Annotated in this window: 27 protein-coding genes and 1 tRNA gene; 8 read left to right on the top strand and 20 right to left on the bottom strand. The window is 70.8% G+C overall.

Annotated features, from left to right (window positions below):
* The 4 genes from smpB to prfB all read right to left on the bottom strand — a co-directional run bounded on the left by smpB (position 1) and on the right by prfB (position 3703).
* Positions 1-477, bottom strand: coding sequence for an SsrA-binding protein SmpB (smpB, locus tag J0I43_RS01655; protein WP_292857979.1), 477 nt, complete (start codon positions 475-477; stop codon positions 1-3).
* An 81-nt stretch (positions 478-558) separates the two neighbouring features.
* On the bottom strand, positions 559-1473 hold the full coding sequence (gene ftsX, locus J0I43_RS01650) for a permease-like cell division protein FtsX (protein ID WP_292857976.1): 915 nt from the start codon (positions 1471-1473) through the stop codon (positions 559-561).
* Complete coding sequence (gene ftsE, locus J0I43_RS01645) at positions 1470-2516, bottom strand: cell division ATP-binding protein FtsE (protein WP_292857973.1); 1047 nt, start codon at positions 2514-2516, stop codon at positions 1470-1472. Before ftsE ends, ftsX begins: the two co-directional genes overlap by 4 nt.
* Positions 2517-2593: 77 nt before the next feature.
* Positions 2594-3703, bottom strand: coding sequence for a peptide chain release factor 2 (gene prfB, locus J0I43_RS01640; RefSeq protein ID WP_292857971.1), 1110 nt, complete (start codon positions 3701-3703; stop codon positions 2594-2596).
* Positions 3704-3764: 61 nt separating this feature from the next.
* Between prfB and J0I43_RS01635 the strand changes: the two genes are divergently transcribed.
* The gene (locus tag J0I43_RS01635) at positions 3765-5027 is read left to right on the top strand and encodes an MFS transporter (RefSeq protein WP_292859033.1); all 1263 of its coding nucleotides are present in this window, start codon (positions 3765-3767) and stop codon (positions 5025-5027) included.
* 24 nt (positions 5028-5051) lie between these two features.
* Here the strand turns inward: J0I43_RS01635 and J0I43_RS01630 are convergent, their stop codons facing one another.
* Genes J0I43_RS01630 through J0I43_RS01600 form a run of 7 tightly spaced genes read right to left on the bottom strand, consistent with a single transcriptional unit; the run spans position 5052 to position 9558 of the window.
* The gene (locus J0I43_RS01630) at positions 5052-5495 is read right to left on the bottom strand and encodes a pilus assembly protein TadG-related protein (RefSeq protein WP_292857968.1); all 444 of its coding nucleotides are present in this window, start codon (positions 5493-5495) and stop codon (positions 5052-5054) included.
* Positions 5492-5962, bottom strand: coding sequence for a TadE family protein (locus J0I43_RS01625; protein ID WP_292857965.1), 471 nt, complete (start codon positions 5960-5962; stop codon positions 5492-5494). The genes J0I43_RS01630 and J0I43_RS01625 overlap by 4 nt, the downstream gene beginning before the upstream one ends.
* Positions 5937-6344: a TadE/TadG family type IV pilus assembly protein gene (locus tag J0I43_RS01620; protein ID WP_292857962.1), complete on the bottom strand. Its 408-nt coding sequence runs from the start codon at positions 6342-6344 to the stop codon at positions 5937-5939. The genes J0I43_RS01625 and J0I43_RS01620 overlap by 26 nt, the downstream gene beginning before the upstream one ends.
* A gap of 7 nt (positions 6345-6351) precedes the next feature.
* A complete protein-coding gene (locus tag J0I43_RS01615; protein ID WP_292859075.1) occupies positions 6352-6555 on the bottom strand; it encodes a hypothetical protein in 204 nt (67 codons plus the stop codon).
* Positions 6556-6581: 26 nt separating this feature from the next.
* Positions 6582-7511 (bottom strand): type II secretion system F family protein, encoded by a 930-nt coding sequence (locus tag J0I43_RS01610; RefSeq protein WP_292857959.1) that lies wholly within the window; start codon positions 7509-7511, stop codon positions 6582-6584.
* Complete coding sequence (locus tag J0I43_RS01605; protein WP_292857956.1) at positions 7508-8374, bottom strand: type II secretion system F family protein; 867 nt, start codon at positions 8372-8374, stop codon at positions 7508-7510. The genes J0I43_RS01610 and J0I43_RS01605 overlap by 4 nt, the downstream gene beginning before the upstream one ends.
* Complete coding sequence (locus tag J0I43_RS01600; RefSeq protein WP_292857953.1) at positions 8371-9558, bottom strand: CpaF family protein; 1188 nt, start codon at positions 9556-9558, stop codon at positions 8371-8373. Before J0I43_RS01600 ends, J0I43_RS01605 begins: the two co-directional genes overlap by 4 nt.
* 111 nt (positions 9559-9669) lie before the next feature.
* Between J0I43_RS01600 and mgtA the strand changes: the two genes are divergently transcribed.
* The 4 genes from mgtA to J0I43_RS01580 all read left to right on the top strand — a co-directional run bounded on the left by mgtA (position 9670) and on the right by J0I43_RS01580 (position 14050).
* Complete coding sequence (mgtA, locus tag J0I43_RS01595) at positions 9670-12258, top strand: magnesium-translocating P-type ATPase (protein WP_292857951.1); 2589 nt, start codon at positions 9670-9672, stop codon at positions 12256-12258.
* 77 nt (positions 12259-12335) lie between these two features.
* A complete protein-coding gene (locus J0I43_RS01590) occupies positions 12336-13160 on the top strand; it encodes a formate/nitrite transporter family protein (protein ID WP_292857948.1) in 825 nt (274 codons plus the stop codon).
* Positions 13161-13168: 8 nt separating this feature from the next.
* Positions 13169-13250, top strand: a tRNA-Leu gene (locus J0I43_RS01585).
* Between the two features lie 77 nt (positions 13251-13327).
* Positions 13328-14050, top strand: a complete 723-nt coding sequence (locus tag J0I43_RS01580) for a VTT domain-containing protein (protein ID WP_292857945.1) — start codon at positions 13328-13330, stop codon at positions 14048-14050.
* Here J0I43_RS01580 and J0I43_RS01575 read toward each other — a convergent pair whose 3' ends face one another.
* Entirely contained in the window at positions 14051-14860 is an 810-nt protein-coding gene (locus J0I43_RS01575) for a Ku protein (protein WP_292857942.1), read from the bottom strand.
* 45 nt (positions 14861-14905) lie between these two features.
* On the opposite strand from J0I43_RS01575, the gene J0I43_RS01570 reads away from it, so the two are divergent.
* Positions 14906-17332, top strand: coding sequence for an ATP-dependent DNA ligase (locus J0I43_RS01570; RefSeq protein ID WP_292857939.1), 2427 nt, complete (start codon positions 14906-14908; stop codon positions 17330-17332).
* Here the strand turns inward: J0I43_RS01570 and J0I43_RS01565 are convergent.
* From J0I43_RS01565 to murI, 5 genes are all read right to left on the bottom strand, one after another.
* Complete coding sequence (locus tag J0I43_RS01565) at positions 17292-18083, bottom strand: spermidine/putrescine ABC transporter permease (protein WP_292857936.1); 792 nt, start codon at positions 18081-18083, stop codon at positions 17292-17294. The two genes, J0I43_RS01570 and J0I43_RS01565, sit on opposite strands and share 41 nt — an antisense overlap.
* On the bottom strand, positions 18080-18994 hold the full coding sequence (locus tag J0I43_RS01560) for a cation diffusion facilitator family transporter (RefSeq protein ID WP_292857933.1): 915 nt from the start codon (positions 18992-18994) through the stop codon (positions 18080-18082). Before J0I43_RS01560 ends, J0I43_RS01565 begins: the two co-directional genes overlap by 4 nt.
* Positions 18995-19062: 68 nt before the next feature.
* Entirely contained in the window at positions 19063-19671 is a 609-nt protein-coding gene (rdgB, locus tag J0I43_RS01555) for an RdgB/HAM1 family non-canonical purine NTP pyrophosphatase (RefSeq protein WP_292857930.1), read from the bottom strand.
* 27 nt (positions 19672-19698) lie between these two features.
* The gene (gene rph / locus J0I43_RS01550; RefSeq protein ID WP_292857928.1) at positions 19699-20433 is read right to left on the bottom strand and encodes a ribonuclease PH; all 735 of its coding nucleotides are present in this window, start codon (positions 20431-20433) and stop codon (positions 19699-19701) included.
* On the bottom strand, positions 20430-21257 hold the full coding sequence (gene murI, locus J0I43_RS01545) for a glutamate racemase (protein WP_292857925.1): 828 nt from the start codon (positions 21255-21257) through the stop codon (positions 20430-20432). Before murI ends, rph begins: the two co-directional genes overlap by 4 nt.
* Before the next feature lie 38 nt (positions 21258-21295).
* On the opposite strand from murI, the gene J0I43_RS01540 reads away from it, so the two are divergent.
* A complete protein-coding gene (locus J0I43_RS01540; protein ID WP_292857922.1) occupies positions 21296-22618 on the top strand; it encodes a nicotinate phosphoribosyltransferase in 1323 nt (440 codons plus the stop codon).
* A 10-nt stretch (positions 22619-22628) separates the two neighbouring features.
* Here the strand turns inward: J0I43_RS01540 and J0I43_RS01535 are convergent, their stop codons facing one another.
* From J0I43_RS01535 to J0I43_RS01525, 3 genes are all read right to left on the bottom strand, one after another.
* Positions 22629-22895: a DUF3039 domain-containing protein gene (locus J0I43_RS01535; RefSeq protein ID WP_292857919.1), complete on the bottom strand. Its 267-nt coding sequence runs from the start codon at positions 22893-22895 to the stop codon at positions 22629-22631.
* Positions 22896-22963: 68 nt separating this feature from the next.
* The gene (locus J0I43_RS01530) at positions 22964-24520 is read right to left on the bottom strand and encodes a hypothetical protein (protein ID WP_292857916.1); all 1557 of its coding nucleotides are present in this window, start codon (positions 24518-24520) and stop codon (positions 22964-22966) included.
* Complete coding sequence (locus J0I43_RS01525) at positions 24496-25824, bottom strand: ATP-binding cassette domain-containing protein (RefSeq protein ID WP_292857913.1); 1329 nt, start codon at positions 25822-25824, stop codon at positions 24496-24498. The genes J0I43_RS01530 and J0I43_RS01525 overlap by 25 nt, the downstream gene beginning before the upstream one ends.
* Before the next feature lie 196 nt (positions 25825-26020).
* Between J0I43_RS01525 and J0I43_RS01520 the strand changes: the two genes are divergently transcribed.
* Positions 26021-26713: a phosphocholine cytidylyltransferase family protein gene (locus J0I43_RS01520; protein WP_292857910.1), complete on the top strand. Its 693-nt coding sequence runs from the start codon at positions 26021-26023 to the stop codon at positions 26711-26713.
* Positions 26714-26716 lie beyond the last annotated feature (3 nt).

Below are 26716 nucleotides of genomic sequence, written 5' to 3'. Positions count from 1 at the left end.
TCAGTCGCCGAGCCGGTTGCGGCTGCGCATCGCGCGCTCCGCCTCCCGCTTGTCTTCGCGCTCGCGGATGGTCTGTCGCTTCTCGTACTCGCGCTTGCCCTTCGCGACCGCGATCTCGACCTTCGCGCGCCCGTCGGAGAAGTACAGCTTCAGCGGGATGAGCGTGTACCCGCCCGCGCTGATCGCGTGCGAGAGCTTGATGATCTCCTGCTTGTGCAGCAGCAGCTTGCGCGTCCGCTTGGAGGAGTGGTTCGTCCAGTGCCCCTGCGAGTACTCGGGAATGTGCACGGCGTCGAGGTAGGCCTCTCCCCCGTCGATGTACGCGTATCCGTCACTCAGATTCGCGCGCCCTTCCCGGAGCGACTTCACTTCGGTCCCGGTGAGCACGAGGCCCGCCTCGTAGGTCTTCTCGATGGCGTACTCGTGGCGCGCGCGACGGTTGGTCGCAACGACCTTCTCCCCGCGTTCCCTGGGCATGGTGACTCCTCGTTCCGGATGCCGTGGACACGGCAGCCCGTCAGTCTATCCCAGGAAGCGCCGGGCTCGAGCGCGGGCGGGTCAGGCCCGCAGCCAGCGTCGGATAGCGAAGCCGGCGGAGAGCGCCGCCAGGACGAGACCGATCACGATGATGATCGGAATGACGACCGCGGCATCCCCCAGCCCGACCCAATCGGTGATGAAGGTGACCCGATCGCGCAGGTATCCCCCGACGCCGAACTGCACGCCGGCGAGGATCGCGCCGCCGGCCAGGAGCGATCCGATGAACGCCGCGAAGACGCCCTCGAGGATGAACGGGGTCTGGATGAACCGGTTCGACGCACCGACGAGGCGCATGATCCCGACCTCGCGCCGCCGCGCGTAGGCGGACAGCCGGATCGTCGTCGCGATGAGGAGGACGGCCGCGATGAGCATGAGCCCGGCGATGCCGACCGCGATGTAGGTCGCGACGGTGAGCGCGGAGAAGAGCGGTTCGAGATACTGCATCTGGTTGCGCACCCCCTCGACGCCCTGCGTCCCGGAGAACGCCTCGGTGATGACATCGGACTTGCCGGGGTCGACGAGGCCGACCCAGTACGTGTCGCCGAGCTGGGCCGGCGTGACGTAGTCCTTGTACTCGTCGCCGTAGAGATCGAGGAGGTTCTGGTAGGCCTCGTCGCCGGATTCGAAACGCACATCGCGCACGAGCGTCGCGAGCGCCGGGCTCTGCAGACGATCGGCCACGGCGGCGATCTGGTCCTCCGTCGCCGCTCCGTCGGCGCACGTCGTCGCGGTCGAGTCGTCGCGGCACATCACGACGGACACCTGTGCGCGCTCCGCCCAGTAGGACTGCATCTTCGCGATCTGCATCTGCATGAGCATCGCGGCGCCCACGAACGTCAGCGAGACGAATGTCACGAGCACGACGGAGATGACCATCGAGGCGTTGCGCCGCAGGCCCGTCAGGGCCTCGGCGAGGATCAGTCGCACCCTCACGAGGTCGGCCCCACTTCGTCGTCGTCGGATGCCAGGCCGAGGCGTTCGGCGACGGTCAGGTCGTCGAGTTCGAGCCCGTCGAGCTGCACGATCGGCGCGTCGATCTTGATCGGCCGGGTCGTCGGCTTCGCGTCGCCCGCGGGCACGGGTTCCGGATCGGTCGCGAGTTCGGGGGTGACCGCCACGGCGGCGGCGACCGCCGTCGCCGAGACGGCTTCCGCCGCGGCATCCTTCACCGCCGACGGGACGGGCTCGACGGGAGCGGCGGCGATCTCGCGCTGCAGCTCCAGGACGGCGGTGAGAGCCGCTGTCGCCGCGGCGCCCTTCTCCTCCTGCGGCGCAAGCCGCGGGATCGCCGACGTGTCGCCGTAGCCGCCGTGGCGGTCGTCGCGAACCATGACGCCGTCCTGCAGCTCGATGACGCGACGCTTCATCTGATCGACGAAGCCGGCTTCGTGGGTCGCCATGACGACCGTCGTCCCGCCTTCGTTGATGCGCGCGAGCAACTGCATGATGTCGACCGAGGTCGCGGGGTCGAGGTTTCCCGTCGGCTCGTCGGCGAGGAGGATCTGCGGACGGTTGACGATCGCGCGGGCGATCGCGACGCGCTGCTGCTCACCGCCGGAGAGCTCGTGCGGCAGTCGCTTCTGCTTGCCGTCGAGGCCGACGAGGGTGAGCACCTCGGGGACGGCCTGCTGGATGAACGCGCGCGATGCGCCGATCACCTGGAGCGTGAACGCGACGTTCTGGAAGACGGTCTTGTTCGGCAGCAGCCGGAAGTCCTGGAACACGGCTCCGATGTGCCGACGGAAGTAGGGCACTTTACGCGTGGAGAGAGCGTGCAGGTCGCGCCCGAGCACGACGACGCGGCCGTCGCTCGGAGTGTCCTCCCGCAGGATCAACCGGAGACAGGACGACTTCCCCGAGCCCGACGCGCCGACGAGGAAGACGAACTCGCCGCGCTGCACCTCGAAGTCGACGTCGTTCAGCGCGGGCTTCTTGGTCCCACGGTACTTCTTGGTGACGTGCTCGAACCGGATCATGACCCGACGAGCCTAAGCGCGCAGCCGATGGATGCCGGGCGCCGCGCCCGCGCGTCGCGGTTCCCGCCGCGGTGCGATCAGTCGTCGTCCTTGCGCTTGCGCCAGCGGATGCCGGCCGCGATGAGGCCGTCGAGATCGCCGTCGAAGACCACGGCGGGGTTGCCGACCTCGTAGCCGGTGCGGAGGTCCTTGACGAGCTGCTGGCCGTAGAGGAAGTAGGAGCGCATCTGGTCGCCCCAGCTCGCCGTGATCGTGCCGGCGAGCTCCTTCTTCTTCGCCGCCTCCTCCTCGCGCTTCAGCAGGAGCAGACGCGTCTGCAGCACCCGCATCGCGGCGGCGCGGTTCTGGATCTGGCTCTTCTCGTTCTGCATCGACACGACGAGCCCCGTCGGAAGGTGGGTGATGCGCACGGCGGAGTCGGTCGTGTTGACCGACTGGCCGCCGGGTCCCGAGGAGCGGAACACGTCGACGCGGATGTCGCCTTCGGGGACTTCGACCTCGACGGCCTCCTCGAGCGCGGGGATCACCTCGACGGCCGCGAAGGAGGTCTGGCGCTTGTCGGCGCCGCCGAACGGGCTGATGCGCGCGAGGCGATGGGTGCCGGCCTCGACCGAGAGCGTGCCGTAGGCATACGGGGCATCCACCTCGAAGGTCGCCGACTTGATGCCCGCCCCCTCCGCGTAGGAGGTGTCCATGACCTTGACGGAATACTTGTGGCGCTCGGCCCACCGCAGGTACATGCGCAGCAGCATCTCGGCGAAATCGGTGGCGTCGTCGCCGCCCGCTCCGGAGCGGATCGTGACGACTGCGGGGCGATCGTCGTACTCGCCGTCGAGGAGCGTCTGCACCTCGAGCTGACCGATCACACCCTGCAGGTCGGTGATCTCACGCCGTGCCTCGGTGGCGGTGTCCTCGTCATCCATCTCGCGCGCGAGCTCGACGAGCACGTCGAGGTCGTCGAGGCGCTGCTCGACGTCGGTGACGCGCTTGAGATCGGCCTGGCGGTGGCTCAGGGCGCTGGTGACCTTCTGCGCCTTCTCGACGTCGTCCCACAGATCAGGGGCACCGGCCTCCTCGGAGAGACGATCGATCTCCGCGCGCAGCGCATCGACGTCGACCACCGCCTGGATGTCGGAGAACGTGGAACGCAGGGACTGGATGTCCGCGGAAGGATCGAAATCAAGCATGACACTCCAGACTAACGTGGATGTCGTGACGGATGCCGACGCCCCCGCCCCGATGCGGAGCATGCTCTGGCGTCTCGCGCCCGTGATCTACGGGCCGACGGTCCTCTTCGCACTCGGCGAAGGCGCCGTCATCCCGCTGCTGCCGATCTTCGCGTCGCGCCTCGGCGCGGACGTCCCGACCGCCGCACTCGTTGCGTCTGCCCTCGTCGTCGGTCAGCTGTGCGGCAATATCCCCGCCGGCTGGGCCGTCGCCCGCATCGGCGAACGCGTGACGATGGCGTTCGGCGGCGGCATCGCGATGGCGGGCGTCGCGGGGCTCGCGCTGGCACCGAACCTCGCCGTCCTCACGGCATCCGTCTTCGTCATCGGCTTCTGCGCCGCGGTCTTCGGGCTCGCCCGGCACTCGTTCATGACGACGCGTGTGCCGGTGGCCTTCCGGGCGCGCGCGCTGTCGCTCCTCGGTGGGACGTTCCGGCTCGGCATGTTCGTGGGCCCGTTCATCGCGGCCGCCCTTCTCGCCGTCTTCGGCGACGAGCACGCGACCGTGTGGTTCTTCGGCGTGTGCCTGATCGCGACCGTGCTGCTGGTGCTGCTCGGCCCGGACCCCGAGGCCGATGTCGCCGGCCCCGCCGCCACCGCCGCGTCGCCCGCGGCGCGCGGCGACTCTCGCGTCGCGGAGGACACCGGCGAGCCGGTCACGGGCGCGATCCCGACGCAGGAGCGCGTGGGCGTCTTCCGCACGATGTGGCGGTTCCGGGGCGTGCTGTCGCGACTCGGACTCGCCGCCGCGTCGCTCTCGGCGGTGCGCTCGGCCCGGCAGGTCGTGCTGCCCCTGTGGGGTGTGTCGATCGGCCTCGACGCACAGACGATCGCCCTCGTCGTCGGGATCTCCGGCGCGATCGACTTCGCGCTGTTCTACGCGAGCGGCCAGGTCATGGATCGCTTCGGCCGGCTGTGGGCGGCCCTTCCCGCGATGATCCTCATGGGTGCGGGATTCCTCGCGCTCTCCGTCACGCACGACCTGCCGCAGTCCGCGATGTGGTTCGCGATGTTCGCTGCCGTCCTCGGCGTCGGGAACGGGCTGTCGAGCGGCATCCTGCTCACTCTCGGCGCCGACGTCGCGCCGCAGGAGGATCCCGCGCCTTTCCTGGGCTCGTGGCGGACGCTGACGGATGCCGGGGGCGCCGTCGCGCCGCTTCTCGTCTCGGCGCTCGCCGCCGCGTTCTCGCTCGCGCTCGCGACCGGGGCGATGGGTGTCATCGGGCTCGTGGGGGCCGCGGCGTTCGTGCGTTGGGTTCCGCGGTTCGTGCCGCGGGCGCGCTGACGGTTCGGCGACGCGTCACCCGATTCAGCGCAGCGCCGTGCGGCTCGTCGCCGTCGCCTGGATCGTCCACCCGTCGGGGACGAACAGCGTCAGGACGGGCGGGCGCCAGTCCAGCTCGACGCTGACGCGGGCCGACACCCCGTCCGGCGTCGAGGCCGCGACGAGCCGAGCGGTGCCGAGCGCGTCGAGAAGCTCCGCGGCCTGCCCGTGGACGCCCTCGTCGGTGAGTCTCGCGGTCGGCACCCCGCCCTCGATCGTCAGGGTGAAGCCGTCCGCGCCGGCGAGGGCCGCGGCATCGGCAGCGGCATCCGCTCTCTTCTGCGTCAGGTAGAGGCTCGTGGCGTCTACGCACACGAGGACGAGAACGAGGGCGAGCAGGGCGTAGCCGAGGGTCAGCAGGAGCACCGAGCCGTCGTCGTCCGAATCGCGGCCGGTCGGGGGGTATTTCGTGGCGTCGGCGGGCGTCACGGGGAACCTCCCCAGAAGCGGGAGACCTTCTGCGCCGACGCGGCTTCGACCGGGACGCGGGCGAGATCGTCGAGACCGAGGATCGCGGGGACGAGCGGCAGCGGCACCTCGGTGCGCACCGTCACGGTGAGGATCGCGCCCGGCTCCGGGCACGCAGCCCGCGAACACGAGATGTCGACGGCGACGGCAGCGGCGTCGAGTCCGTACTCGCGGACGATCGCGTCGCGCACGCGCTCGGCGCGCGCTTCTGCGGTCGCCGCGTCGGGTGCCGCCGCGATCGTGCGCGCGAGCTGGCGCGCGCCGGTCTCGACGCCGAGCGCCTGCCCTTGGATCGTGCCGAGGGCGATGACGAGATAGACGATGGGGACGAGCAGGACGAGACCGACGAGGATGAACTCCAGCGCCGCTGAGCCGGCCTCGTCGTCGCCTGCGCACGGGTCGTCAGTCGAAGCTTTCGCGAGGAGCATGCGCCGTCACCTCCAGCCCCGCGGGGATGCCGATGAGTCCGACGAGCGGCAGCGTCGCCGTCACGGTGATCGCCACCTCCGGCCCGGACGCACCCTCCTCCGCGGTGGCGGTGACCGTGGCATCCAGACCGCCGCCCGTCGCCGTGTCGATGAGCGCGCGCGTGCGCAGCGCACCGTCGGCGGGGTGGGTGTCGGCGAGCGCCCCGTGATAGGCCCCCTCGACGGCGGCGTCATGAACGACGTTGCGGACGTAGACGGCGAGCGCGAGTTGCACGACGGCGAGCGTCAGGAGCGTGAGGAGGGTGCCGACGAGGACGAACTCGACGGGCGCCGAGCCGGTGTCGTCATCGTGCAGCGCACACGCGCGCTCCCGGAGCCGCATCGGTCGCTCAGAACCCCGAGACGCGGCTGAGCGCCTGCTCGAAGAGATCCGCGAGCGCGGGGCCGGCGAGCGTCCAGATCGCGACGACCAGCCCGGCGGTCATCAGTGTCACGAGCACCCACCCCGGCACGTCGCCGCGCTCGTCCATGTCGGTCTCGCCGAGCACCTCGTCGCGCCAGGCCTGAGCCCGATTCCACAGCGTGCGGATCATGTCCGCCTCCTTCCGACCGTCACCGGTCATCCGATTCCGAGCTTGAGCATGACGATGCCGGGGAACACGGCGAACAGCACCGAGAGCGGCAGGATGAGGAAGACGAGGGGCAGGAGCATGAGGATCTCCTTGCGGCCCGCGGACTCGATGAGCACGCGCTTCGCGTCTTCGCGCGCGTCGACGGCCTGATCCTGCAGGACCTGCGCGAGCGGCGCGCCGCGGTCGATCGCGGCGACGAGGTGCTCGACGGCGCGGGAGAGCGCAGGGACGTCGCACGCCTTCGCGACGCCGAGGAGCGCGTCGGCGAGACTCGAACCGGTCCCGCTCGCGAGGACCGCCGCGCGGAGCTCGGCCGTGAGGACCCCCGAGCCCACATCGCCCACCCGACGCAGCGCATCGCGCAGTCCTTCGCCGGCCGCGAGGCACAGGGCGAGGAACTCCAGAACCGTCGGGAGCTCCTCCTCGATCCGCGCGACGCGCCGCCGCGCGAGGAAGGAGAGGCGCTGATCGGCGGCGACGATCGCGATCGCCGCCGCGAGCGGAGGCAGCACCACGGCGATCGGGCCTCCGCGGCCCGCGAGAGTCGCCGCGATCGCGAGCGCGCCCCCGGCGGCGAGACCCGCGAGCCCCCATCCGAGCTGGGCGGCGCGGAACCGCGCCACGTCACGCCCGCTTCCCGCCTGCCGCAGCCGCTGCGCGAGCATGTCACCGCCGCCGAGCCCCGACGCGAGCACGGTCGCAAGTCGATCGCGCGCCGCGCGCCACCCGACCCCCGCAGCGACCGGCTGGAGCGGAGTCATCCCCGCAGGGTCCGCGATGTCCCGCAGGTACGGCGCGATCCGGCGCGACAGCGTCGGCGCCGCCCACCGCGGTACCCGCTGCAGCGCGAGCAGGGTGCCGGCGGCGAACGTCGCACCGAGGACGAGGGCGCACACGAAGAGGCCGACGGCAGTCATCCGAACCACCTCTGCGGCTCGGCGAGCCGGCCCAACCGGATCGTGAGGCGGTAGGCGCACACCGAGACGATCGCCCCGACGAGCACGACGACCACCCCCGCTCCCGTCGCGTATGCGGCGACCCCCTCGGGCCGTAGCACGAGCAGGCCCAACACGATCCACGGCGCGACGACGCCCACGACGGCGGCGCCATGCACCCAGGACTGACGCGCCTCCACCTCGGCGCGGAGGGTCGCGTCGGCGCGGACCGACGCCGACAGAGCGCGCAGAACGCCGGTCAACTCAGTCCCGCCGACGTGCCTCGCCATCCGGAGCGTCTCGATGATCCGGTCCGCGACCGGGTCGGCGAGCGCGGCCTTCAGGCGCAGCGCGCTCGAATCGAAATGACCGGATGCCGCCATGTCCTCCGCGAACCGGGCGAAGGCGGGCCGCAGGGGCGCCGGTCCCGTGCTCGCGAGCGCGGACGCCGCGTCGGGCAGCGACAGCCCTGCGCGCACCGCCGAGACGAGCAGATCGCAGACGTCCGACCACAGCGCGCGGCGCGACCGGCGCAGGCGGCGTGCCCGCGCCCGCAGCCAGGAGAACGGCGCGGCGCCGCCCGCAACGGCGGCGACGAGGGCGACGGCGGGGAGCCCGGTCGCAAGCCAGGCGAGCGCGGCGCACACGGATGCCAGGACGGCGGCGATCACGGCGGGCCTCCCGGCCGGCGCATGCGCGAAACCGGCCCCCTGCAGCAGGCGCACCACGCGGCCGTCACCGCGATCCCGTTCGACCGCGCCCGCGCGAGACCCCGCCGGCCACAGCCACGGCGAGAGGATCAAGAGGATGCCGGCGGCGAGGGCCGCTCCCCACACAACCGTCATGACGCGACCCTCGCGCGCACGTCATCCCTGTCGAACCGGTGGACGGAGCGCGTCTGGACCCCGTCGCCCCGGAGACTCCCCGTGACTTCGACGACCTCCTCCACGAAGCGGCGCCCGTCGGCGCCCCGCCGGCAGTGCACGACGAGGTCGACGCTCGACGCGATCGCCGGCAGCACGAACCCCGCGTCGATGTTGCGTCCCGCGAGCAGCGGCAGCGCGGCGAGTCGACGCAGCGCGTCGTCGGCCGAGTTGGCGTGGATCGTCGCGGCCCCCGGGACGCCCGTGTTGAGCGCGAGCAGGAGGTCCAGCGCCTCGGCATCCCGCACCTCGCCGACGACGAGCCGATCGGGACGCATGCGCAGCGCCTCTTTGACGAGGCGACGCAGACTCACCGCCCCCGTGCCTTCGAGGCTCGGCTGGCGCCCCTGCAGCGCGACGATGTCGGGGGCCGTCACGGCGAGCTCGAACGTCTCCTCGACCGTGACGATCCGCTGCTCGGGCGGGCAGGCGGCGATGAGTGCCGCGAGCAGAGTCGTCTTGCCCGCGTGCGTCGCTCCCGAGACGAGGACGTTGCGGCCGTCCGCCATCGCAGCCGACAGCATCGCCGCGACGCGCGCCGGCATCGATCCGGCGGCGACCAGGTCCTCCAGACGCCGGCGCGTCGTCAGGAACTTGCGGATGTTGACGGCGTAGTGAGCACGCGTCACATCGGGGATCACGACGTGCAGCCGCGAGCCGTCCGGGAGCGATGCGTCGACGAACGGCTGGCTGAGATCCACGCGGCGACCGGTGGCGTGCAGCATCCGCTCGACGAGATCGCGTACCGCCTCGTCGGTGAGACGGATCGGCACGCGCTCACTGCGCCCGCCCCGCGCGACGTAGACCGTCGCGGGATCGTTGATCCAGACCTCCTCGATCTCGGGGTCGTCAAGGAGAGCCTGCAGCGGCCCGTAGCCGGACACCCGCGCGAGCACTTCGTGCACGCAGGCCGCCTCGTCGTCCACAAGCTCCCACCCGCGGGCGAGGGCGAAGTCGTTGTGCCGCCGCACTTCGGCCAGGGCGACCGCGGCGGCTCGGTCGGGATGCCGCAGTGGGTCGGCCTGCTCCTCCCGCAGGCGATCCCGCACGCGCTCCGCGACGGACTGCACGGCGGATGCCGGGAGATCGGATGCGGTCAGGGTCACTCCGGCATCCTCACAAGGACGTGGTCTCGCGTGTGCGAGTTATCCACAGCGCCGTCGATTCTCTGGTCCGGCCACGTGTGTCCGGGGTGCACGGCGCCGCATAATGACCTCATGGCGTCGATCGAGCACTACTGGGCGATGGATGCGGACGAGCTCGCCGCCGCGCTCTCGTCGACGCCCGGCGGGCTCACCGCCGAAACCGCCGCCGAGCGGCTGCCGCAGACGCGAGCCCGGGCGCTGCCCACCGACCGTCGCGTGGGGTCATGGCGGTTGCTCGCGCGCCAGTTCACGAGTCCCATCATCCTGATCCTCATCGGCGCGACCGTCATCGCGGCAGCGCTCGGAGACACCGTCGACGCCGTCATCATCCTGACGATCGTGGCGTTGTCGGGGCTGCTCGACTTCGCGCAGGAGCGGGGCGCGGCGAACGCCATGACCGCGCTGCTGTCGACCGTGCGACCCGACGCGCGGGTGGTGCGCGACGGCGCAGCGCTCGACATCCCCGCGGACGAGGTCGTGGCGGGCGACCTCGTGCAGGTCGCCGCTGGCGACATCGTGCCCGCCGACGCCGTGGTGCTCACGGCCGACGACCTGCAGCTGGACCAGTCGAGCCTCACCGGCGAGACGTTCCCGGCGGAGAAACGACCGGGACGGGTCGACGACGCCGCCCCGCTGGCGGAACGCGGAGATGTCATCTACCTGGGAACGCACGTGGCCAGCGGTTCCGGCTCCGCGCTGGTGGTGCGCACCGGTCGCGACACCGAGTTCGGGCACGTCGCCGAGTCGATGCACGAGCGGGCGCGGCGCACCGGCTTCGAGCAGGGGATGACGCGTTTCGGCCTGCTGCTGGCGCGGGTGATGGCGGTCATCGTGGTGGTGATCTTCATCGCCAACCTCGTGCTGCAACGGCCCCTCGTCGACTCCGCACTGTTCTCGCTCTCGCTCGCGGTCGGACTGACGCCGCAGCTGTTGCCGGCGATCATCGGGATCAGCCTCGCACGCGGCGCGCGCGAGATCGCCCGGCACCGCGTCATCGTCAAGCGGCTGAACGCGATCGAAGACTTCGGCTCGATGACGGTGCTCTGCACCGACAAGACCGGCACCCTCACCCAGGGCAGCATCCACCTCGACGCCGCCGTGCACGTCGACGACTCCCCCGCCCCCGCACTGCTGGAGATCGCGAGCTGGAACGCCCGGCTCCAGTCGGGACTCGCCAATCCCCTCGATGCGGCGATCGTCGTCGCGGCGGATGCCGCCGGCATCCGCTCGGTCGCGACCAAGGTCGACGAGGCGCCGTACGACTTCGACCGCAAGCGTCTGAGCGTGCTCGTCGACACCCCGGCCGGCGGGCGGATGCTGGTGACCAAGGGCGCGGTCGACCCCGTGCTCGCGGTGTGCACCACGGCCGTCGACGCCGCCGGACGCGACCGGCCGATCGCCGAGCTGCGCACGGCGGCGCTCGACACGGTGACCCGGCTTTCGGGTCAGGGGATGCGGGTGCTCGCCGTCGCCACCCGGCCGGCCACGGAGGCCGCCTGCACCGCCGCCGACGAGCACGACCTGCGACTGGTGGGGTTCCTCGCGTTCGCCGATCCGGTCAAGGCGGATGCGGCGGACACCGTCGCACAGTTCGCCACGTCGGGGGTGCGGGTGCGCATGATCACGGGCGACAGCCGACTGGCGGCGATGCACATCGCCGCCGAACTGGGGCTCGACGATAGTCAGGTGGTCGCCGGCTCGGAGATCGACGGACTCGACGACCAGGCGCTCGCCGACCGGGTGCGCACCGCGCAGGTGTTCTGTGAGACGGCGCCGGCGCACAAGGCCCGCATCGTCGCCGCCTACGCGCGCGCCGGGGAGACGGTGGGATACCTCGGCGACGGCATCAACGATGCGCCGGCACTCCGCGCCGCGGATGTCGGCGTGTCGGTGAAGGGGGCCGCCGACGTCGCGACCGAGGCCGCGGCGATCGTCATGCTCGAGAACGATCTGAAGGCGCTGCTCGGCGGCATGCACGAGGGTCGGCGCACATTTGCGAACACGACGAAGTACCTCTTCATGACCACGAGCGCGGGCTTCGGCAACATGATCAGCATGGCGATCGCCTCACTGGCGCTGCCGTTCCTGCCCCTGACGGCCGCGCAGATCCTGCTGATCAACCTGCTGAGCGATCTGCCGGCCACCGGCATCGCCACCGACAACGTCGACCCCAACCGGATGCGAGCACCGCAGCGGTGGAACCTGCGCCTGCTGCTGCGGTTCATGCTCGTGTTCGGCCCGGTCTCATCGATCTTCGACATCCTCACCTTCATCGTGATGATCGCCGTGTTCGGCGCCGACGAGACGATCTTCCAGTCGGCGTGGTTCGTGGGCTCGGTGCTCACCGCGGTCGCCGTGATCTTCGTGCTCCGCACCCGCGGCCCGTTCTTCCGCAGCCGGCCGAGCACCACGCTGGCCCTCCTCGCCGCTCTCGCGGCGACGATCGCAGTGGCGCTCCCCTACCTGCCGTTCGCCGGGCTCCTGCACCTGCAACCACTGAGCCTGCCGATGCTCGGCTTCCTCGCCCTGATCGTCGTGGGCTACGTCGCCACGGCGGAGGCGACCAAGGCCGTGTTCTGGCGGCGGTCGCGGCAGGCGGACGGCGGCGCGACCCGCGGAAGCATCCCGCACACCCCGGGCGCTTCAACCTCGGCATCCTGACGAGAATGTGCTCTCGCGCGTGCGCGTCATCCACGACATCGTTGACCCATGTGGTCAGACCACAATAGAATCGACACGTGCTCACGATCCCCGAGACCCTCGACGCGCAGGCATCCGCAGCGGTCCACAAATCCGACGGGCTGCGCTCCCCCGGACGCTTCCTCGTGTCCGGGATGCTCGCGGGGGCGTACATCGGGATCGGCGTCGTCCTCATGGTCTCGACCGCAGGGCCGCTCATCGCCGCCGGAGACGGGTTCGCGAAGCTCGTGAGCGGCCTCGTCTTCGGCGTCGCGCTGACCCTCGTCGTCTTCGCGGGGGCAGACCTCGTGACCTCCGCAATGATGGTGCTCCCTCAGGGTGCCCTCATGCGGGCGGTCGGGCCCTGGCCTGCGCTCGGCACGATCGCTGCGACGTTCGGCGCCAACCTCCTCGGCGCTCTCGCGTTCGCGGGCCTCATCGCTGCCTCTGGCGTGCTGCATGCCAACGCCGCCGCGGGGCAGATGCTCACGGAGATGCTCGCCGCGAAAGCCGGTGAGGGGCCCGTCGAGCTCTTCGTCCGGGGCATCCTCTGCAACGTCCTCGTGTGCCTCGCGATCTGGATGTGCGCGCGGGTGCGCTCCGACGTCGCGAAGATCCTCCTGATCTTCGCCGCGATCCTCGCCTTCATCTCGTCCGGCTTCGAGCACGTCGTCGCGAACATGACGACATACGGGATCGGGCTGTTCACGGGCGACCCGAACGCATCGTTCGTCCTCTTCGCCAACAACATGCTGTGGGTGGGCCTCGGCAACCTCGTCGGGGGCGCCCTCGTCGTCGGCGTCGGCTATTGGGTCATCGGCGGATCGCCGCAAGTGAAGGTGGCCGCGGGGACGCAGGAGCGTGCACTCGCGCCGATAGACTGACACTCCCCGCGGGAGTGGTGAAATCGGCAGACACGCAGGATTTAGGTTCCTGTGCCTTCGGGCGTGTGGGTTCAAGTCCCACCTTCCGCACAGGGTGGGCCAGGATACGCTCTATCCATCCGGCTCCGCCGAACTCCTCCCCCGCCCACCGACCGACGGGAACCCGCGTGCACTCTCTGGCCCTCATCCCCTGGCTGGACCCCGCTTCGATCATCGGCAACGCAGGGCCGTGGGCCCTGCTGGTCGTCTGCTTCATCGTCTTCGCCGAGACCGGTCTGCTCATCGGGTTCCTTCTGCCGGGCGACACGCTGCTGGTCATCTCCGGACTGCTCTCGCACTCCACGACGGATTTCCCCCACGGCGTGTTCGGCGTCAACATCTGGATCGTCGCGCTCCTGATCGGCTTGGCGGCGTTCGTCGGCGGTGAAGTCGGCTACTTCATCGGCCACAAGGGCGGGCCCGCGGTCTTCGAGCGCAAGGAATCAGGCCTGTTCAGCCGAAAGAACGTGGATCGCACGAATGCGTTCTTCGAGAAGTACGGCGGGCTGACGGTCATCCTCGCGCGCTTCGTTCCGATCGTGCGGACCTTCGCTCCGGTTGCCGCCGGGGTCGGTCACATGCCCTGGCGGAAGTACTCGCTGTACAACCTGATCGGTGCGCTCCTGTGGGGCTTCGGGCTCACGATGTTCGGTTACCTCATCGGATTCATCCCTCCCGTGGCGCATTTCGTGGAGTCCTACATCGATCTCATCCTGTTGGCCGCCGTCGGCGGTACGGCTCTCGTCACGCTCTGGCACTACTTCTCCGAGCGCCGCAAGGTGCGCAAGGAGCAGGCGGCGGGCGTTCCCGCCGAGAGCGTCGAGCCCCTCACCGACGATTCGGCCGCCTGATCAGGACGCCTTGCCCGACCGCGCCGCGCGGGCCTTCTCGACGCTCGCCTTGAGCGCCGCCATGAGGTCGATGACCTCGCCTCCGGCATCCGCCTCCGTACGCTCGCCGAAGGTCTCGACGGTGTCGAGCGCGTCACCCTGCGCGAGCTTCGCGTCGATGAGCGTCCGGAGCTCCTGCTGGTACTCATCGACGAACTGGTCCGGCTCGAAGTCGCTGGAGAACGATTCGACGAGGGATGCCGACAGCTCGAGCTCCTTCGCAGAGATCTTGACCGGCTCATCGAGGGCCGGGAACGATGCCGCACGCACCTCGTCGGCCCAGAGGAGCGTCTGCAGGACCAGGACGTCGCCGCGCACGCGGAGCGCCGCGAGCCGCGTCTTCTGGCGCAACGAGAAGCGCACGATCGCGGTCCGGTCGGTCTGCTCGAGCGTCTGACGCAGCAGGACGTACGCCTTCGGCGACGACGAGTCCGGCTCGAGGTAGTACGCCCGATCGAGCGTCAGGAGGTCGATCTGGTCGCTGGGGACGAACTCGACCACCTCGATCTCACGAGACCTCTCGGCCGGCAGCGACGCGATGTCCGCCGCCGTGAGCACGACCGTGCGCTCACCGTCGTCGTAGGCCTTGTCGATCTCGGCGTAGGGCACGACCTCGCCGTCGAGCTCGCAGATGCGCTGGTAACGGATGCGCCCGCCGTCGGCGGCGTGCACCTGGTGCAGCGGCACGTCGTGGTCCTCCGTCGCGGAGTACACCTTCACCGGCACGTTCACGAGCCCGAAGGTCAGCGCGCCCTTCCAGATCGCTCTCATCCTCCCAGTGAACACCGGTCACACCCGTGACGCTAGCCTTGCGCCATGGCCGCGCCCGCAACCGGACCTCGGGGGGATCTCGTCGACGTCGATGGGAAGCGTCTGCGGCTGACGAACCTCGACAAGGTCATGTACCCCGCGACGGGCACGACCAAGGGCGAGGTCATCGACTATTACTCGCGCATCGCCCCCGCGATGCTGCCGCACCTGCGGGGCCGTCCCGTGACGCGCATCCGCTGGCCGGACGGCACCGGCGGCGAGCGCTTCTTCGCGAAGGATCTGGAGGCGGGAGCCCCCGATTGGCTCCCCCGCCACGCCATCGACCATTCGTCGGGATCGAAGGACTACCCTCTCGTCGATGATCGCGCCGGGCTCGTCTACCTGGCCCAAGTGGCGAGCCTCGAGCTGCACACGCCGCAGTGGCGGTTCGACGGCGCAGGGAGGGGGCGCCCGGACCGGCTCGTCCTCGACCTCGACCCCGGTCCCGGCACGGGCCTCGCCGAATGCGCCGAGGTCGCGCGGTGGGCGCGCGAGATCCTCCGGGGAGTGGGGATGACGCCGGCGCCCGTGACGAGCGGGTCGAAGGGCATCCACCTCTACGCACCCCTCGACGGCTCACGGACGAGCGAGGAGATCTCCGCGTTCGCCCGCGAGCTCGCCCGTGCGCTCGAAGCCGACCACCCGGATCTCGTCGTGAGCGCCATGGCGAAGGCCGCACGCCCCGGACGCGTATTCGTGGACTGGAGTCAGAACAACGCCGCGAAGACGACGATCGCCCCGTACTCCCTGCGCGGGCGGGGCGAGCCGACCGTCGCCGCTCCCCGCACGTGGGCGGAGCTCGACGACCCCGACCTCCGCCATCTCCTGTTCGGCGAGGTGCTCGCGCGCGTCGCCGCGCAGGGCGATCTGCTGGCATCCGCCGTGCCGGATGCCTCGGCCCCCCTCGCCGCGTATGTCGCCAAGCGCACCCCGGGCGCGACACCCGAGCCCTTTCCCGACGCGTCCGCCTCCGTGCTCGACGCATCCGGCGCTCCCGGTAGCGAGACGCGCTTCGTCGTTCAGGAGCACCACGCCAGCCGCCTGCACTACGACCTCCGCCTCGAACGCGACGGCGTCCTCGTCAGCTGGGCCGTACCGAAGGGGCTGCCGCGCAGCGGCGAGCGGAACCACCTCGCCGTCATGATGGAACCGCATCCGCTGACCTACCTCGACTTCACGGGGACGATTCCGGCGGGCCAGTACGGCGCCGGGACGATGACGATCTGGGATGCCGGGACGTACCGCGCCGAGAAGTGGCGACCGGACGAGGTCATCTTCACGGCGTCGGGCCGGCCCGACGGGCCGCTCGGTACGGCGCGCTTCGCGCTGATCCGCACCGCGGGCGAGGGTGAGAAGTCGCAATGGCTGCTGCACCGGATGGCTCTGGAGGAAACACGCGCGGCCCGGGCGCCCCTGACGCCGCCTCGCCGCAGCGCGCCCGACGCCCACGACGCGCCGATGCTCGCGACGCCGTCGACGCCCGCTCTTGCGGCCGCGACGGCCGCGCGGTGGGACCGAGGGCGGGGCACGGCATGGGTCGAGTTCAAGTGGGACGGGGTCCGCGCGATCGCCACGTGGGACGGGGTGGGTCTGACCCTGCGCGCGCGCAGCGGCACCGACATCACCGCGCGCTACCCGGAGCTGACCGGAGCTGCCGCAGGGCTGGGCCCGGTCCCCGTGGTCCTCGACGGGGAGATCGTCGCGATGGATGCCGCCGGACGCCCCAGCTTCACGCGCCTGCAGGCCCGCATGCACCTCACGAAGCCGCGCGAGATCGAACGCGAGGCCACACGGACGCCCGTGCAGCTGCTGCTGTTCGACGTGCTGCGCGCGGACGGACGCGATCTGACCGCCCTGCCGTTGCAAGAACGCCGCGGCATCCTCGAGCGGGTGACGGCGGACGTCGCCCCTCCCTTCGTCGTGCCGCCCGTCGCCGACGACGTCGACGAGGCGCTCGCGACCGCAGCTCACCTGCACCTCGAGGGCGTCGTCGTGAAGGATCCGCGCTCGCCCTACCGTCGGGGTACGCGCTCCGAGGAGTGGCTCAAAGTCAAGATCACCGCGACGCAGGACGTCGTCGTCGGGGGGATCCGGCCGGGCAACGGTGCCCGCAGTGGCGCGATCGGGTCGCTCCTCCTCGGCGTCCCCGGGAGCGAGGGTCTGCGCTACGTCGGGCGGGTGGGCACCGGATTCAGCGAGCGCGAGCTCGCGCGCCTCGGAGCGCTGCTCGCGCCCCTGCGCACCGAGACGAACCCCTTCGTCGGCGTGCCGGCGGCGGATGCCTCGGATGCCCTGTGGCTGCGCCCCGAGATCGTCGCAGAGGTCGAGTTCGCCGAGTTCACCCCGTCGGGCACGCTCCGCCACGCCCGCTGGCGGGGCGTCCGCGACGACGTCACGCCGGCAGAGGTGTCGGCGTCGCCGGAGCGGCCATGAAGACGCCCACGACGTCGCCGTCGAGCACGAAGCTCAACGCCGTTCCGTCGGGGTAGCGCGCGCGGAGTTCGTCGGGCGACTGATCGTCGACGACGAATTGCGCAGAGGCGGGGAACGGACCGGCCCCGCATCCCTGATACGTGCGCCCGTCGTAACTGTAGCCGTTGCTACTGCTTTCGAAGTTGGTGATGGCGGCGACCATGACGCACGGTCCACCGTCCTCCCCGTACAGGCCGAACGGAGGAACGATGACGACCAGACCGAGATAGCCGAAGGCGACGACGTTCTCGCCGCCGCCGAAGAACTTGTCGATCCACTCGACCGTGTCCGCCGCGATCGGCTCGTCGAGCGTGGCGACCTGTACGGCGCCCGTCGCGGGCGACACCGGCCGGATGGAGGCCAGCGCGAACACGATCCCGCCGACCGCGACGGCGACGACGAGAACGGATGCCGCCCACGCGATGAGCCAGCCGCGTGGGATGAGCCGCGGAGCGGGACGCTTCGCGACCCCGGGCTCGAAGGCCTCGGCCGGTTCGACGGGGGCGGGCGCATCCGCCGCCGGCCGCTCCGCGGCATCCGTCGCCGACCCGCCGATCTCGTGTGGCGCCTCGACGGGTCGCGCATCGGCTTCGAGGGCGTGCAGCCGTGCGAGCGCGGCGGGATCCTCGTGGATATCGGCGTCCGGGCCGTACGCGCGCGCCCGCAGCGTGCGGAGCTCGAACGCCCGGGCTTCGTCAGGGGGGACCGTCAATGCGCCTCGTGCTCTCTGTGACCGGCGGGCTCGAACTGGAACGTCGAGTGCTCGACGTCGAAGTGCTCCGCGAGACACGACTGCAGACTCGACAGCAGGGCACCCGATCGTCCGCTCGTCAGGACGTCGGGTTCGACGACGACGTGCGCCGTGAAGACGGGGGCACCGCGCGTGAGCTGCCAGACGTGCACATCGTGGACGTCGGCGACGCCGCCCGCAGAGAGGATGTGCTCGCGGATCGTCGCGACGTCCGTGCCGTCGGGGGCGCGCTCCCCCAGCACGGCGAACACCTCGCGCAGCAGCGTGATCGCACGCGGCACGATCATGATCGCGATGAGGAGGGATGCCAGAGCGTCGGCGGGCATCCATCCCGTCGTCCAGATGACGATCGCCGCGACGATCACGACGGCCGAGCCGATGAGGTCGCCGAGGACCTCGAGGTATGCGCCGCGGACGTTGATCGACGTCCGCTGTGCGGCCGAGAGCAGCCACATAGAGATCGCGTTGGCCACGAGACCCGTCACGGCGACGGCGAGCATGAGCCCGCCCGCCACCTCCTGCTCGGACGGGTGCAGAAGCCGACCGATCGCCTCGACGGCGATCCAGACGCAGAGGGCGATGAGCAGTACCGCGTTGATGAGCGCACCGAACACCTCCGCGCGCTGATAGCCGTACGTGTTGCGCTCGTTCGCCGGGCGGGCGGCTACGAGGCTCGCGATGAGGGCGATGACGAGCGCCGAGGCATCCGCGAACATGTGCGCCGCATCGGCGAGGAGCGCCAGTGAGCCGGTCAGCGCCGCACCGACGACCTGGACGATCATGACGAGAGACGTCAGGGTCAGCGAGATCGCGAGGAGGCGGTGGTTCGCCTGCCCTCGCACTCCGGAGACGCTCTGCGCGTGATCGTGCATGTCTCGAGGCTATGCCCGACCGGCCTCCGCGTGCGCGAAAGAACTCCAGTCGGGAATGAGTGTGATTCTCAGTCGCCGGTGAGCGCGGCGAGGAGCGGCGCCAACGCCACGAAGGCGCGAGCGCGGTGGGATGCCGCGTTCTTCTCGGCGGTGCTGAACTCCCCAGCCGTCCGCTCGGCTCCCGCATCCTGGCCGTCCGGGATGAAGATCGGGTCGTATCCGAACCCACCGGCGCCCGCTGGCGCGATCGCGAGGCGGCCCGGCCAGATGCCCTCGACGACGTGCTCGGCGCCGCCGGGCTCGACGAGCGCGATCGTCGAGGTGAAGTGGGCGGTCCGCCGCGGATCGGCGATGTCGGAGAGCTGATCGAGCAGCAGTTCGAGGTTCGCGCGGTCGTCCTTGCGGTGACCGGCCCAATACGCGGAGAACGCGCCGGGCGCCCCTCCGAGAGCGTCGACGCAGATGCCCGAGTCGTCCGCGAGGGCGGGCAGTCCCGTGTGCGCGGCGGCAGCACGCGCCTTGATGAGCGCGTTCTCGGCGAACGTGACCCCGTCCTCGACGGGCTCGGGGCCGTCGTAGCCGACGACCTCGAGGTCGGGCCGGACCCGGGCGACGATCGCGCCGAACTCCTCCACCTTGTGCGGATTGTGCGTCGCGAGGACGATTCTGGTGCTCATCTGACTCCGTCTGAGTGGTGCGATCGCTCAGCCGGCCAGCGCCGCCGCCTGCGCCTCGCGGAGGTCGGCGCAGCCCGCGACACCCAGCTCGAGCAGCGCATCGAGCTCGCGCTTGTCGAACGGGGCGCCTTCGGCCGTCCCCTGCACCTCGACGAACAGACCGCGCCCCGTGACCACGACGTTCATGTCGGTCTCGGCCCGCACATCCTCGACGTAGGCGAGGTCGAGCATCGGCTCGCCGTCGATGATCCCCACCGAGACGGCGGCGACGGAGTCGATCAGCGGCTTCGCGTTCTTTGCGACGAGGCCCTTCGCACGGCCCCACTCGATCGCATCGGCGAGCGCGACGTACGCACCCGTGATCGCCGCGGTGCGGGTGCCGCCGTCGGCCTGGAGCACATCGCAGTCGATGACGATCGTGTTCTCGCCGAGTGCCTTCGTGTCGACGACGGCGCGCAGTGCCCGCCCGATGAGGCGCGAGATCTCGTGCGTGCGTCCGCCGATCCGCCCCTTCACCGACTCGCGGTCGTTCCGGGAGTTCGTCGCCCGCGGCAGCATGGCGTACTCGGCGGTGACCCAGCCCTTGCCCTTGCCGGTCAGCCATCGCGGCACCCCGCCGGTGAACGAGGCGGTGCAGAGCACCTTGGTGCCGCCGAACGAGATGAGCGCCGAGCCCTCGGCCTGCGCACTCCACCCCCGCTCGATCGTCACGGGGCGGAGCTGGTCGGTCGTGCGCCCGTCGGCGCGCGTGAGGTCGGTCACAGGATTCCCTTCGGAAGGTCGATGGCGCCGGTCTGCACGAGGCGCACGGCGGACACGCCGCGGCCCATGAGCCGATCGGCGAGGCGGAGGAAGTCGTCGGCGGAGTCGCCCGTGGCCTCGTAGGTGTGGGATGCCACGGCATCCGGCCCGGCCAGCAGGTCGCGCGAGACGAGCTGGCGGTACACGTCCTTGGCGGTCTCCGTGTCGCTGGAGACGAGCGATACGCCCTCGCCCATGACGTAGCTGATCGCCCCCTCGAGGAACGGATAGTGCGTGCAGCCCAGGACGAGCGTGTCGACGCCCGCGTGCCGCAGCGGCGCGAGATACTGCTCGGCCACGTCGAGGACCTCGGGCGAGTCGGTCACGCCCGCCTCGACGAACTCCACGAAGCGGGGGCAGGCCCGCGCGGTGACCGTGAGCTCGGCGTTGACGCCGAGCATGTCCTGATACACACCCGATCCGATCGTGCCGGCCGTGCCGATGACCCCGATCCGGCCGTTGCGGGTCGTCGAGATCGCGGTGCGGACGGCGGGACCGATCACCTCGACGACGGGGACGTCGTAGCGTTCGCGCGCGTCGCGCAGCATCGCGGCGGATGCCGTGTTGCACGCGATCACGAGCATCTTGACGCCCTCGTCGACGAGCGCGTCAAGGACATCGAGGCTGTACCGACGGACATCCGCGATGGGCTTCGGGCCGTAGGGCGAGTGCGCGGTGTCCCCGATGTAGAGCACCGATTCGCGCGGCAGGAGCTGCGACACCGCCCGCGCGACGGTGAGCCCACCGACCCCGGAGTCGAAGATCCCGATCGGCGCGTCATCCACGATCGTCCAGCCTACCCGCCGGTCGATAGAGTGACGGCATGTCCACGGCGCTGCTGACCGACCGGTACGAACTGACGATGATCGACGCAGCGCTGCGCGACGGGACGGCCCGCCGCCCGTGCGTGTTCGAGCTGTTCGGCAGACGGCTGCCCGGTGCGCGCCGTTTCGGCGTCGTCGCGGGGACGGGCCGGCTGCTCCAGGCCCTGCGCACCTTCCGGTTCGGCGACGACGAGCTGCGGTACCTACGCGATCATGACGTCGTCAGCGGCGAGACGCTCGCATTCCTCGAGGGCTATCGCTTCACCGGCTCGATCCGCGGGTACCGCGAGGGCGAGCTGTACTTCCCGGGTTCGCCGATCCTGACGGTCGAGGGGACGTTCGCCGAGGCCGTCGTCCTCGAGACCCTCGCCCTGTCGATCCTCAATCACGACTCGGCGATCGCGAACGCCGCCGCCCGCATGAGCATCGCCGCGGGCGACCGTCCCCTCGCCGAGATGGGCTCCCGTCGCGCCGCAGAGCACTCCGCCGTCGCCGCGGCGCGCGCGGCCTACATCGCGGGCTTCGGCGCGACGAGCAACCTCGAGGCGGGGCGCGCGTGGGGCATCCCCACGATGGGCACGGCGGCACATGCCTGGACGCTCCTGCACGCGACCGAGGAAGAGGCCTTCCGCAGCCAGATCGACGCGCTCGGCACGTCGACGACCCTGCTCATCGACACGTACGACATCCGGACGGGCGTCGAGACGGCGATCCGGGTCGCAGGGACGGGCCTCGGCGGCGTCCGCATCGATTCGGGAGACCTCCCCACGGTCGCGGCGGACGTCCGCGCCCAGCTCGATGCGCTCGGCGCGACGGGCACGAGAATCACCGTCACGAGCGACCTCGACGAGTTCGCGATCGCCGCACTCGCGGCATCCCCCGTCGACTCCTACGGCGTGGGCACCTCGGTCGTGACGGGATCGGGTGCGCCGACGGCGGGCATGGTCTACAAGCTCGTGGCGCGGCAGGATGCCGCGGGCGGCTGGGTGGCCGTCGCGAAGGCGTCGACCGACAAAGCCTCCAAGGGCGGGCGCAAAGCCGCGTTCCGCACCCTCGATCGCGGCACCGCGACGAGCGAGCTGATCGCCGTCTCGGACGGATTCGAGCGCATCGACACCCCGAGCGAGCACCCCGATGCGCGCCCGCTGCAGGTGACGCTCGTCGACCACGGCGATCCGGATGCCGCGTACGAGGGTCCGGTCGGCGTCGCGCAGGCCCGTGCGCATCACGCGCTCGTGCGCGAGGAGCTGCCCGTCACCGCTCTCGCCCTGAGCCGCTCCGACCCCGCACTGCCGACGGTCTACATCGACGCCGCGGACTGAGCGCGACCGATCAGCTGATCAGCGACTCGTAGATCTCCTTGCACGTCGGGCAGATCGGGAACTTCTCCGGGTCGCGCCCCGGGGTCCACTTCTTGCCGCACAGAGCCCGCACGGGCTTTCCGGTGATCGCCGACTCGAGGATCTTGTCCTTCTTGACGTAATGCGAGAACCGCTCGTGGTCGCCGGGCTCGATGTTCTCCTCGCGCAGGAGCTCCTCGAGCTCACGGTCGAGGGTCAGCGTGCCGCCCTGTTCGGGGCCTTCCACGGGGGTGCTCATGGCATCCGAGTCTACCCAGGACCTTCCCCGCCGGGGCGGGCGTCGGAACCCCGACGACGGGGAGCGGATCACGTCGACTCGACGAACTCCATGAGGTGGCCGCCGCGACGGGAGAAGTACGCGCCGCCGCCGGCGACGCCGGCCGCGAGGACGACGAGACCCGTCGCGATCCCCGCCCAGAGGGCTCCCCACGCGGCATCCTCATCACCGATCAGCGCAGTCCAGCCGAGCCACAGCGCGGGGGCGCTCAGCACGATCGCGCCGATGAGGACGACGCCCTGCGCGAGCCCTCCTCCGGTGCGCTGCGGCTGCTGGAACGGGCTGTCGCCGGGCCGCGACACCGGGTAGGGCGCGACGACCGACGACAGCGACGACAGCCCCATCCCGCAGAGGAAGAGGCTCACGCACACGCCCGCCATCGCCGGGAGGATCGCCCATCGTCCGTGCAGGGACACCAGGAGCGGTATCGATACGGCGAGCGCGGCCGTGCCGACAAGGAGGACCGGGACGAGGCGCCCGACGCGATCGGATGAGCCGCGGACAGCGGATGCCACGTGCATCCACAGGGCCGTCGAGTCGTACGCGAGGTCGTTGTGCGCGAGCCAGCCGAAGAAGAGGGCCATGAGCGGGGCCGGGACGAGGGCGACGTACTCGACGGGGACGCCGACGAGCAGGAGCGGCGCGACCACGACCCCCGCGGCGACCGGCACGATGACGAGGTTGACGACGTAGCGCGGGTCCCGCAGCCAGTAGAGGAGGCTCCGCGCGGCGATCCCGCCACCCGGCGTGCTGGGCGTCAACGCGAACCAGCCGAGCCCCGCCCGCTCGCGGCCCGACCCGGGGCGCTCCGTCGTGGTGAGGAGGAGCCGCACGAGCGCGAACCAGACCGCGCCGAGAGCGAGCACGGTGAGGACCGCGACGACGATCTCGGCGGCTGCGGAACCGGACAGCGCAGCCCCCGGGATCGCCCACGCAGCGCCGAGCGGCGTGAGCGCGAGGATGCGCACCGCCTCCGCGAGCGCCGACGGGACGGCGCCCCGCCATTCGAGGGAGACGAAGAACACCGCGACCGGCATCGCGACGACCACGATCGCCACGATGAACAGCCCGCTGAGCTCGCGTGACCGACGCTCGCGCAGCACGAGCGCGCCGACCGCGAGAGCCGTCTTCGCGGCGAGCATGCACGTGAGGACGGTCAGCACCATCGCGCATACGACGATCGCCGCCGGGGCGCCCTGCGCGCGCCAGATGCCACCCACCGCGACAGCGACGGCCACGAGGGCGAGGACCGGAAGGCTGATGATGCTCGCGACGAAGGTCGCGCCCGCCACACGCACCGGCGATGCGCCGAACACGGCGAAGCGACGCGGATCCAGTTGGTCGTCGAATCCGCCGACGAGGGGGCCGATGAAGAAACCGAGAGTCAGCGCGGAGCCCGCGACGACCGTCACCGCCTGAGCGACATCGGCATCGACGGCGTGCAGGCGCGCCGCGCCCAGGAAGACCCCGACGAGCACGGCGACGAGGACGCCGAGCCCGATGATGCGTCGGATCGTGTGCGCGGCATCACCACGCAGCGCACCGAGGAGCAGATCGAGCCTCAGTCGGAGAACGTGTGCAACCACTCCAGGCCTTCCACGTCGGTGAGACCGCCCGCGAGCTCCAGGAAGCGCTGCTCGAGTGTACGCTCCCCGCGCACCTCGTCGACCGTGCCCGACGCCAGCACCCGCCCGGCGACGATCACCGCGACGCCGTTGCACACGCGCTCGACGAGATCCATGCCGTGGCTGGAGAGGACGACGGTTCCGCCGTGAGCGACGTACGCGGAGAGGATGTCGAGGATGACCGCCGAGGACACCGGGTCCACGGACTCGAACGGCTCGTCGAGCACGAGCAGCCTCGGTGAGTGGATCATCGCGCCGGCCAGCATGAGCTTCTTCGTCATGCCGGTCGAGTAGTCCGACACCTTGCGGCCGAGGGCGTCGGTGAGGTCGAACGCGCGGGCGAGGTCGGCCGTGCGCGATTCGACGAGCGACGACGACAAGCCGCGCAGCACCCCGTAGTAGTGCAGGAGCTGACGACCAGTGAGCCGGTCGAAGGTCCGGAGTCGATCGGGCAGGATGCCCATCTGCCGCTTCGCGCGCGCCGGGTCCGCCGCGAGGTCGATGCCGGCGATCTCGACCGTGCCGTCGTCGGCACGCAGGAGTCCCGCGATCATCGAGAGCGTCGTCGTCTTCCCCGCGCCGTTGGGGCCGACGATGCCGTAGAAGGTGCCGGGCGGGATCGTGAGGTCGACGGCATCCACGGCGCGCGTCTGACCGAACGACTTGCGCAGTCCTCGCACGCGCAGCGCGGGCACCGCGGCATCGATGTCGAGGTCGAGCGCGATGTCGATGTCGACGTCGAGTGCGGCGTCGGATTCCGGCGCGCTCTCCGGCTCCGGGATCACTTCGGGCTCGGGCTCGGGCTCGGGCTCCGGGATCACTTCAGGTTCCGGCTCGGGCTCCGGCTCCGATTCGGGATCCACCACGACCTCGGGCTCGGGCTCCGGGGCCACCTCGGGCTCGGAATCCGGAACGACCTCGGGCTCCGGCAGCGGCTCCGGGACCACCTCGGGTTCTGACACCGGGATGACTGCGGACTCCGCCTCGGCGTCCACCGGGGCATGCGTCGCGCGCTCGGCGGCAGCGACGGCGGCAGGCACCGTGGGCGGCGGGGGCGTGACGGGGGCGGGCGGCGCATCGACCGCGGCGATGCGCGTCGCGGTCGCAGGCCGCTTACGCGGTTTGCGCGGAGCGCGCGGCGGCCGGGCAGTGGGCGGTGCGGGCGGTGCCGCCGCGGCATCCTCCGCGCTCTGCGTCGGCAGCGGAGGGACCGCGACGGCAGGCTCGCCCGGGTCGTTCTCAGGGAGCGGCAGAGAGGCGGTCACGCGTCCAACCTAGCAAGCGCGGCCCTCAGGCGCGGTGCCTTTCACACCGCTGCCGTGACGTAGCGTAAAGATCACGAAAAGGCAACGGACCGGCCTCTTCCTGCGGTCTTTCAGGCGCCTCCGATACCATGGCGGGCGGCACACAGGAGTGTCCACACGTCGAACAGATCGTGAACAGAACCTCCAGGAGCACCCCTTGACCCTTCAGACCGTCATCCTCGCCGCCGGCATGGGATCGCGTCTCGGCCGTAGCCTGCCCAAGCCCCTGACCGAACTCAGCGACGGGCGCAGCATCATGCGCCAGCAGCACGACAACATCCGCGCCGCGTTCGGTTCGCAGGCGCGCATCACGACCGTCGTCGGCTACCGCGCAGAGACGATCATCGACGCGTTCCCGCACGTCGAGTACGTCCACAACGATCGCTACGACCAGACCAACACCTCCAAGAGCCTGCTGCGTGCTCTCAAGGCGACGGGCAGGGGCGGCGTGCTCTGGATGAACGGCGATGTCGTCTTCGACCCGCGTGTCCTCGGCCGCGCGAGCATGCTCATCGAACGGGACCAGTCCTTCGTGACCGTCAACACGGCGCGAGTGAGCGACGAAGAGGTCAAGTACACCGTCACGGCGGAGGGCTACATCAAGGAGCTCTCGAAGACCGTCGTGGGGGGCATCGGCGAGGCCGTCGGCATCAACTACATCTCCTCCGCCCACAAACGCGCCCTCATCGCGCAGCTCGGGCGCGTGGACGACCAGGACTACTTCGAGCGCGGTCTGGAACTGGCCATCGCGGAGAACGGTCTGCTGCTCGAGCCGCTCGACATCTCCGACCTGTACGCCGTCGAGGTCGACTTCGCGGAAGACCTCGAGCGCGCCAACCAGTTCGTCTGACCC

It is taken from the genome of Microbacterium sp. (genome assembly GCF_017305435.1).
Classification (GTDB): Bacteria; Actinomycetota; Actinomycetes; order Actinomycetales; family Microbacteriaceae; genus Microbacterium.
This window is presented reverse-complemented; position numbering and strand designations above follow the sequence as displayed.

Bases quoted from the DNA above. Each gene is read 5' to 3' on its own strand.
- J0I43_RS01605 (WP_292857956.1), bottom strand. From the start codon at position 8,374: ATGACGGTTGTGTGGGGAGCGGCCCTCGCCGCCGGCATCCTCTTGATC.
- rdgB (WP_292857930.1), bottom strand. From the start codon at position 19,671: ATGAGCACCAGAATCGTCCTCGCGACGCACAATCCGCACAAGGTGGAG.
- J0I43_RS01635 (WP_292859033.1), top strand. From the start codon at position 3,765: ATGCTCTGGCGTCTCGCGCCCGTGATCTACGGGCCGACGGTCCTCTTC.
- J0I43_RS01615 (WP_292859075.1), bottom strand. From the start codon at position 6,555: ATGATCCGCACGCTGTGGAATCGGGCTCAGGCCTGGCGCGACGAGGTG.
- mgtA (WP_292857951.1), top strand. From the start codon at position 9,670: ATGGCGTCGATCGAGCACTACTGGGCGATGGATGCGGACGAGCTCGCC.
- J0I43_RS01610 (WP_292857959.1), bottom strand. From the start codon at position 7,511: ATGACTGCCGTCGGCCTCTTCGTGTGCGCCCTCGTCCTCGGTGCGACG.
- J0I43_RS01575 (WP_292857942.1), bottom strand. From the start codon at position 14,860: ATGAGAGCGATCTGGAAGGGCGCGCTGACCTTCGGGCTCGTGAACGTG.
- J0I43_RS01620 (WP_292857962.1), bottom strand. From the start codon at position 6,344: ATGCGGCTCCGGGAGCGCGCGTGTGCGCTGCACGATGACGACACCGGC.
- J0I43_RS01570 (WP_292857939.1), top strand. From the start codon at position 14,906: ATGGCCGCGCCCGCAACCGGACCTCGGGGGGATCTCGTCGACGTCGAT.
- J0I43_RS01540 (WP_292857922.1), top strand. From the start codon at position 21,296: ATGTCCACGGCGCTGCTGACCGACCGGTACGAACTGACGATGATCGAC.
- prfB (WP_292857971.1), bottom strand. From the start codon at position 3,703: ATGCTTGATTTCGATCCTTCCGCGGACATCCAGTCCCTGCGTTCCACG.
- J0I43_RS01625 (WP_292857965.1), bottom strand. From the start codon at position 5,962: ATGCTCCTCGCGAAAGCTTCGACTGACGACCCGTGCGCAGGCGACGAC.
- smpB (WP_292857979.1), bottom strand. From the start codon at position 477: ATGCCCAGGGAACGCGGGGAGAAGGTCGTTGCGACCAACCGTCGCGCG.
- J0I43_RS01560 (WP_292857933.1), bottom strand. From the start codon at position 18,994: ATGCACGATCACGCGCAGAGCGTCTCCGGAGTGCGAGGGCAGGCGAAC.
- ftsE (WP_292857973.1), bottom strand. From the start codon at position 2,516: ATGATCCGGTTCGAGCACGTCACCAAGAAGTACCGTGGGACCAAGAAG.
- J0I43_RS01535 (WP_292857919.1), bottom strand. From the start codon at position 22,895: ATGAGCACCCCCGTGGAAGGCCCCGAACAGGGCGGCACGCTGACCCTC.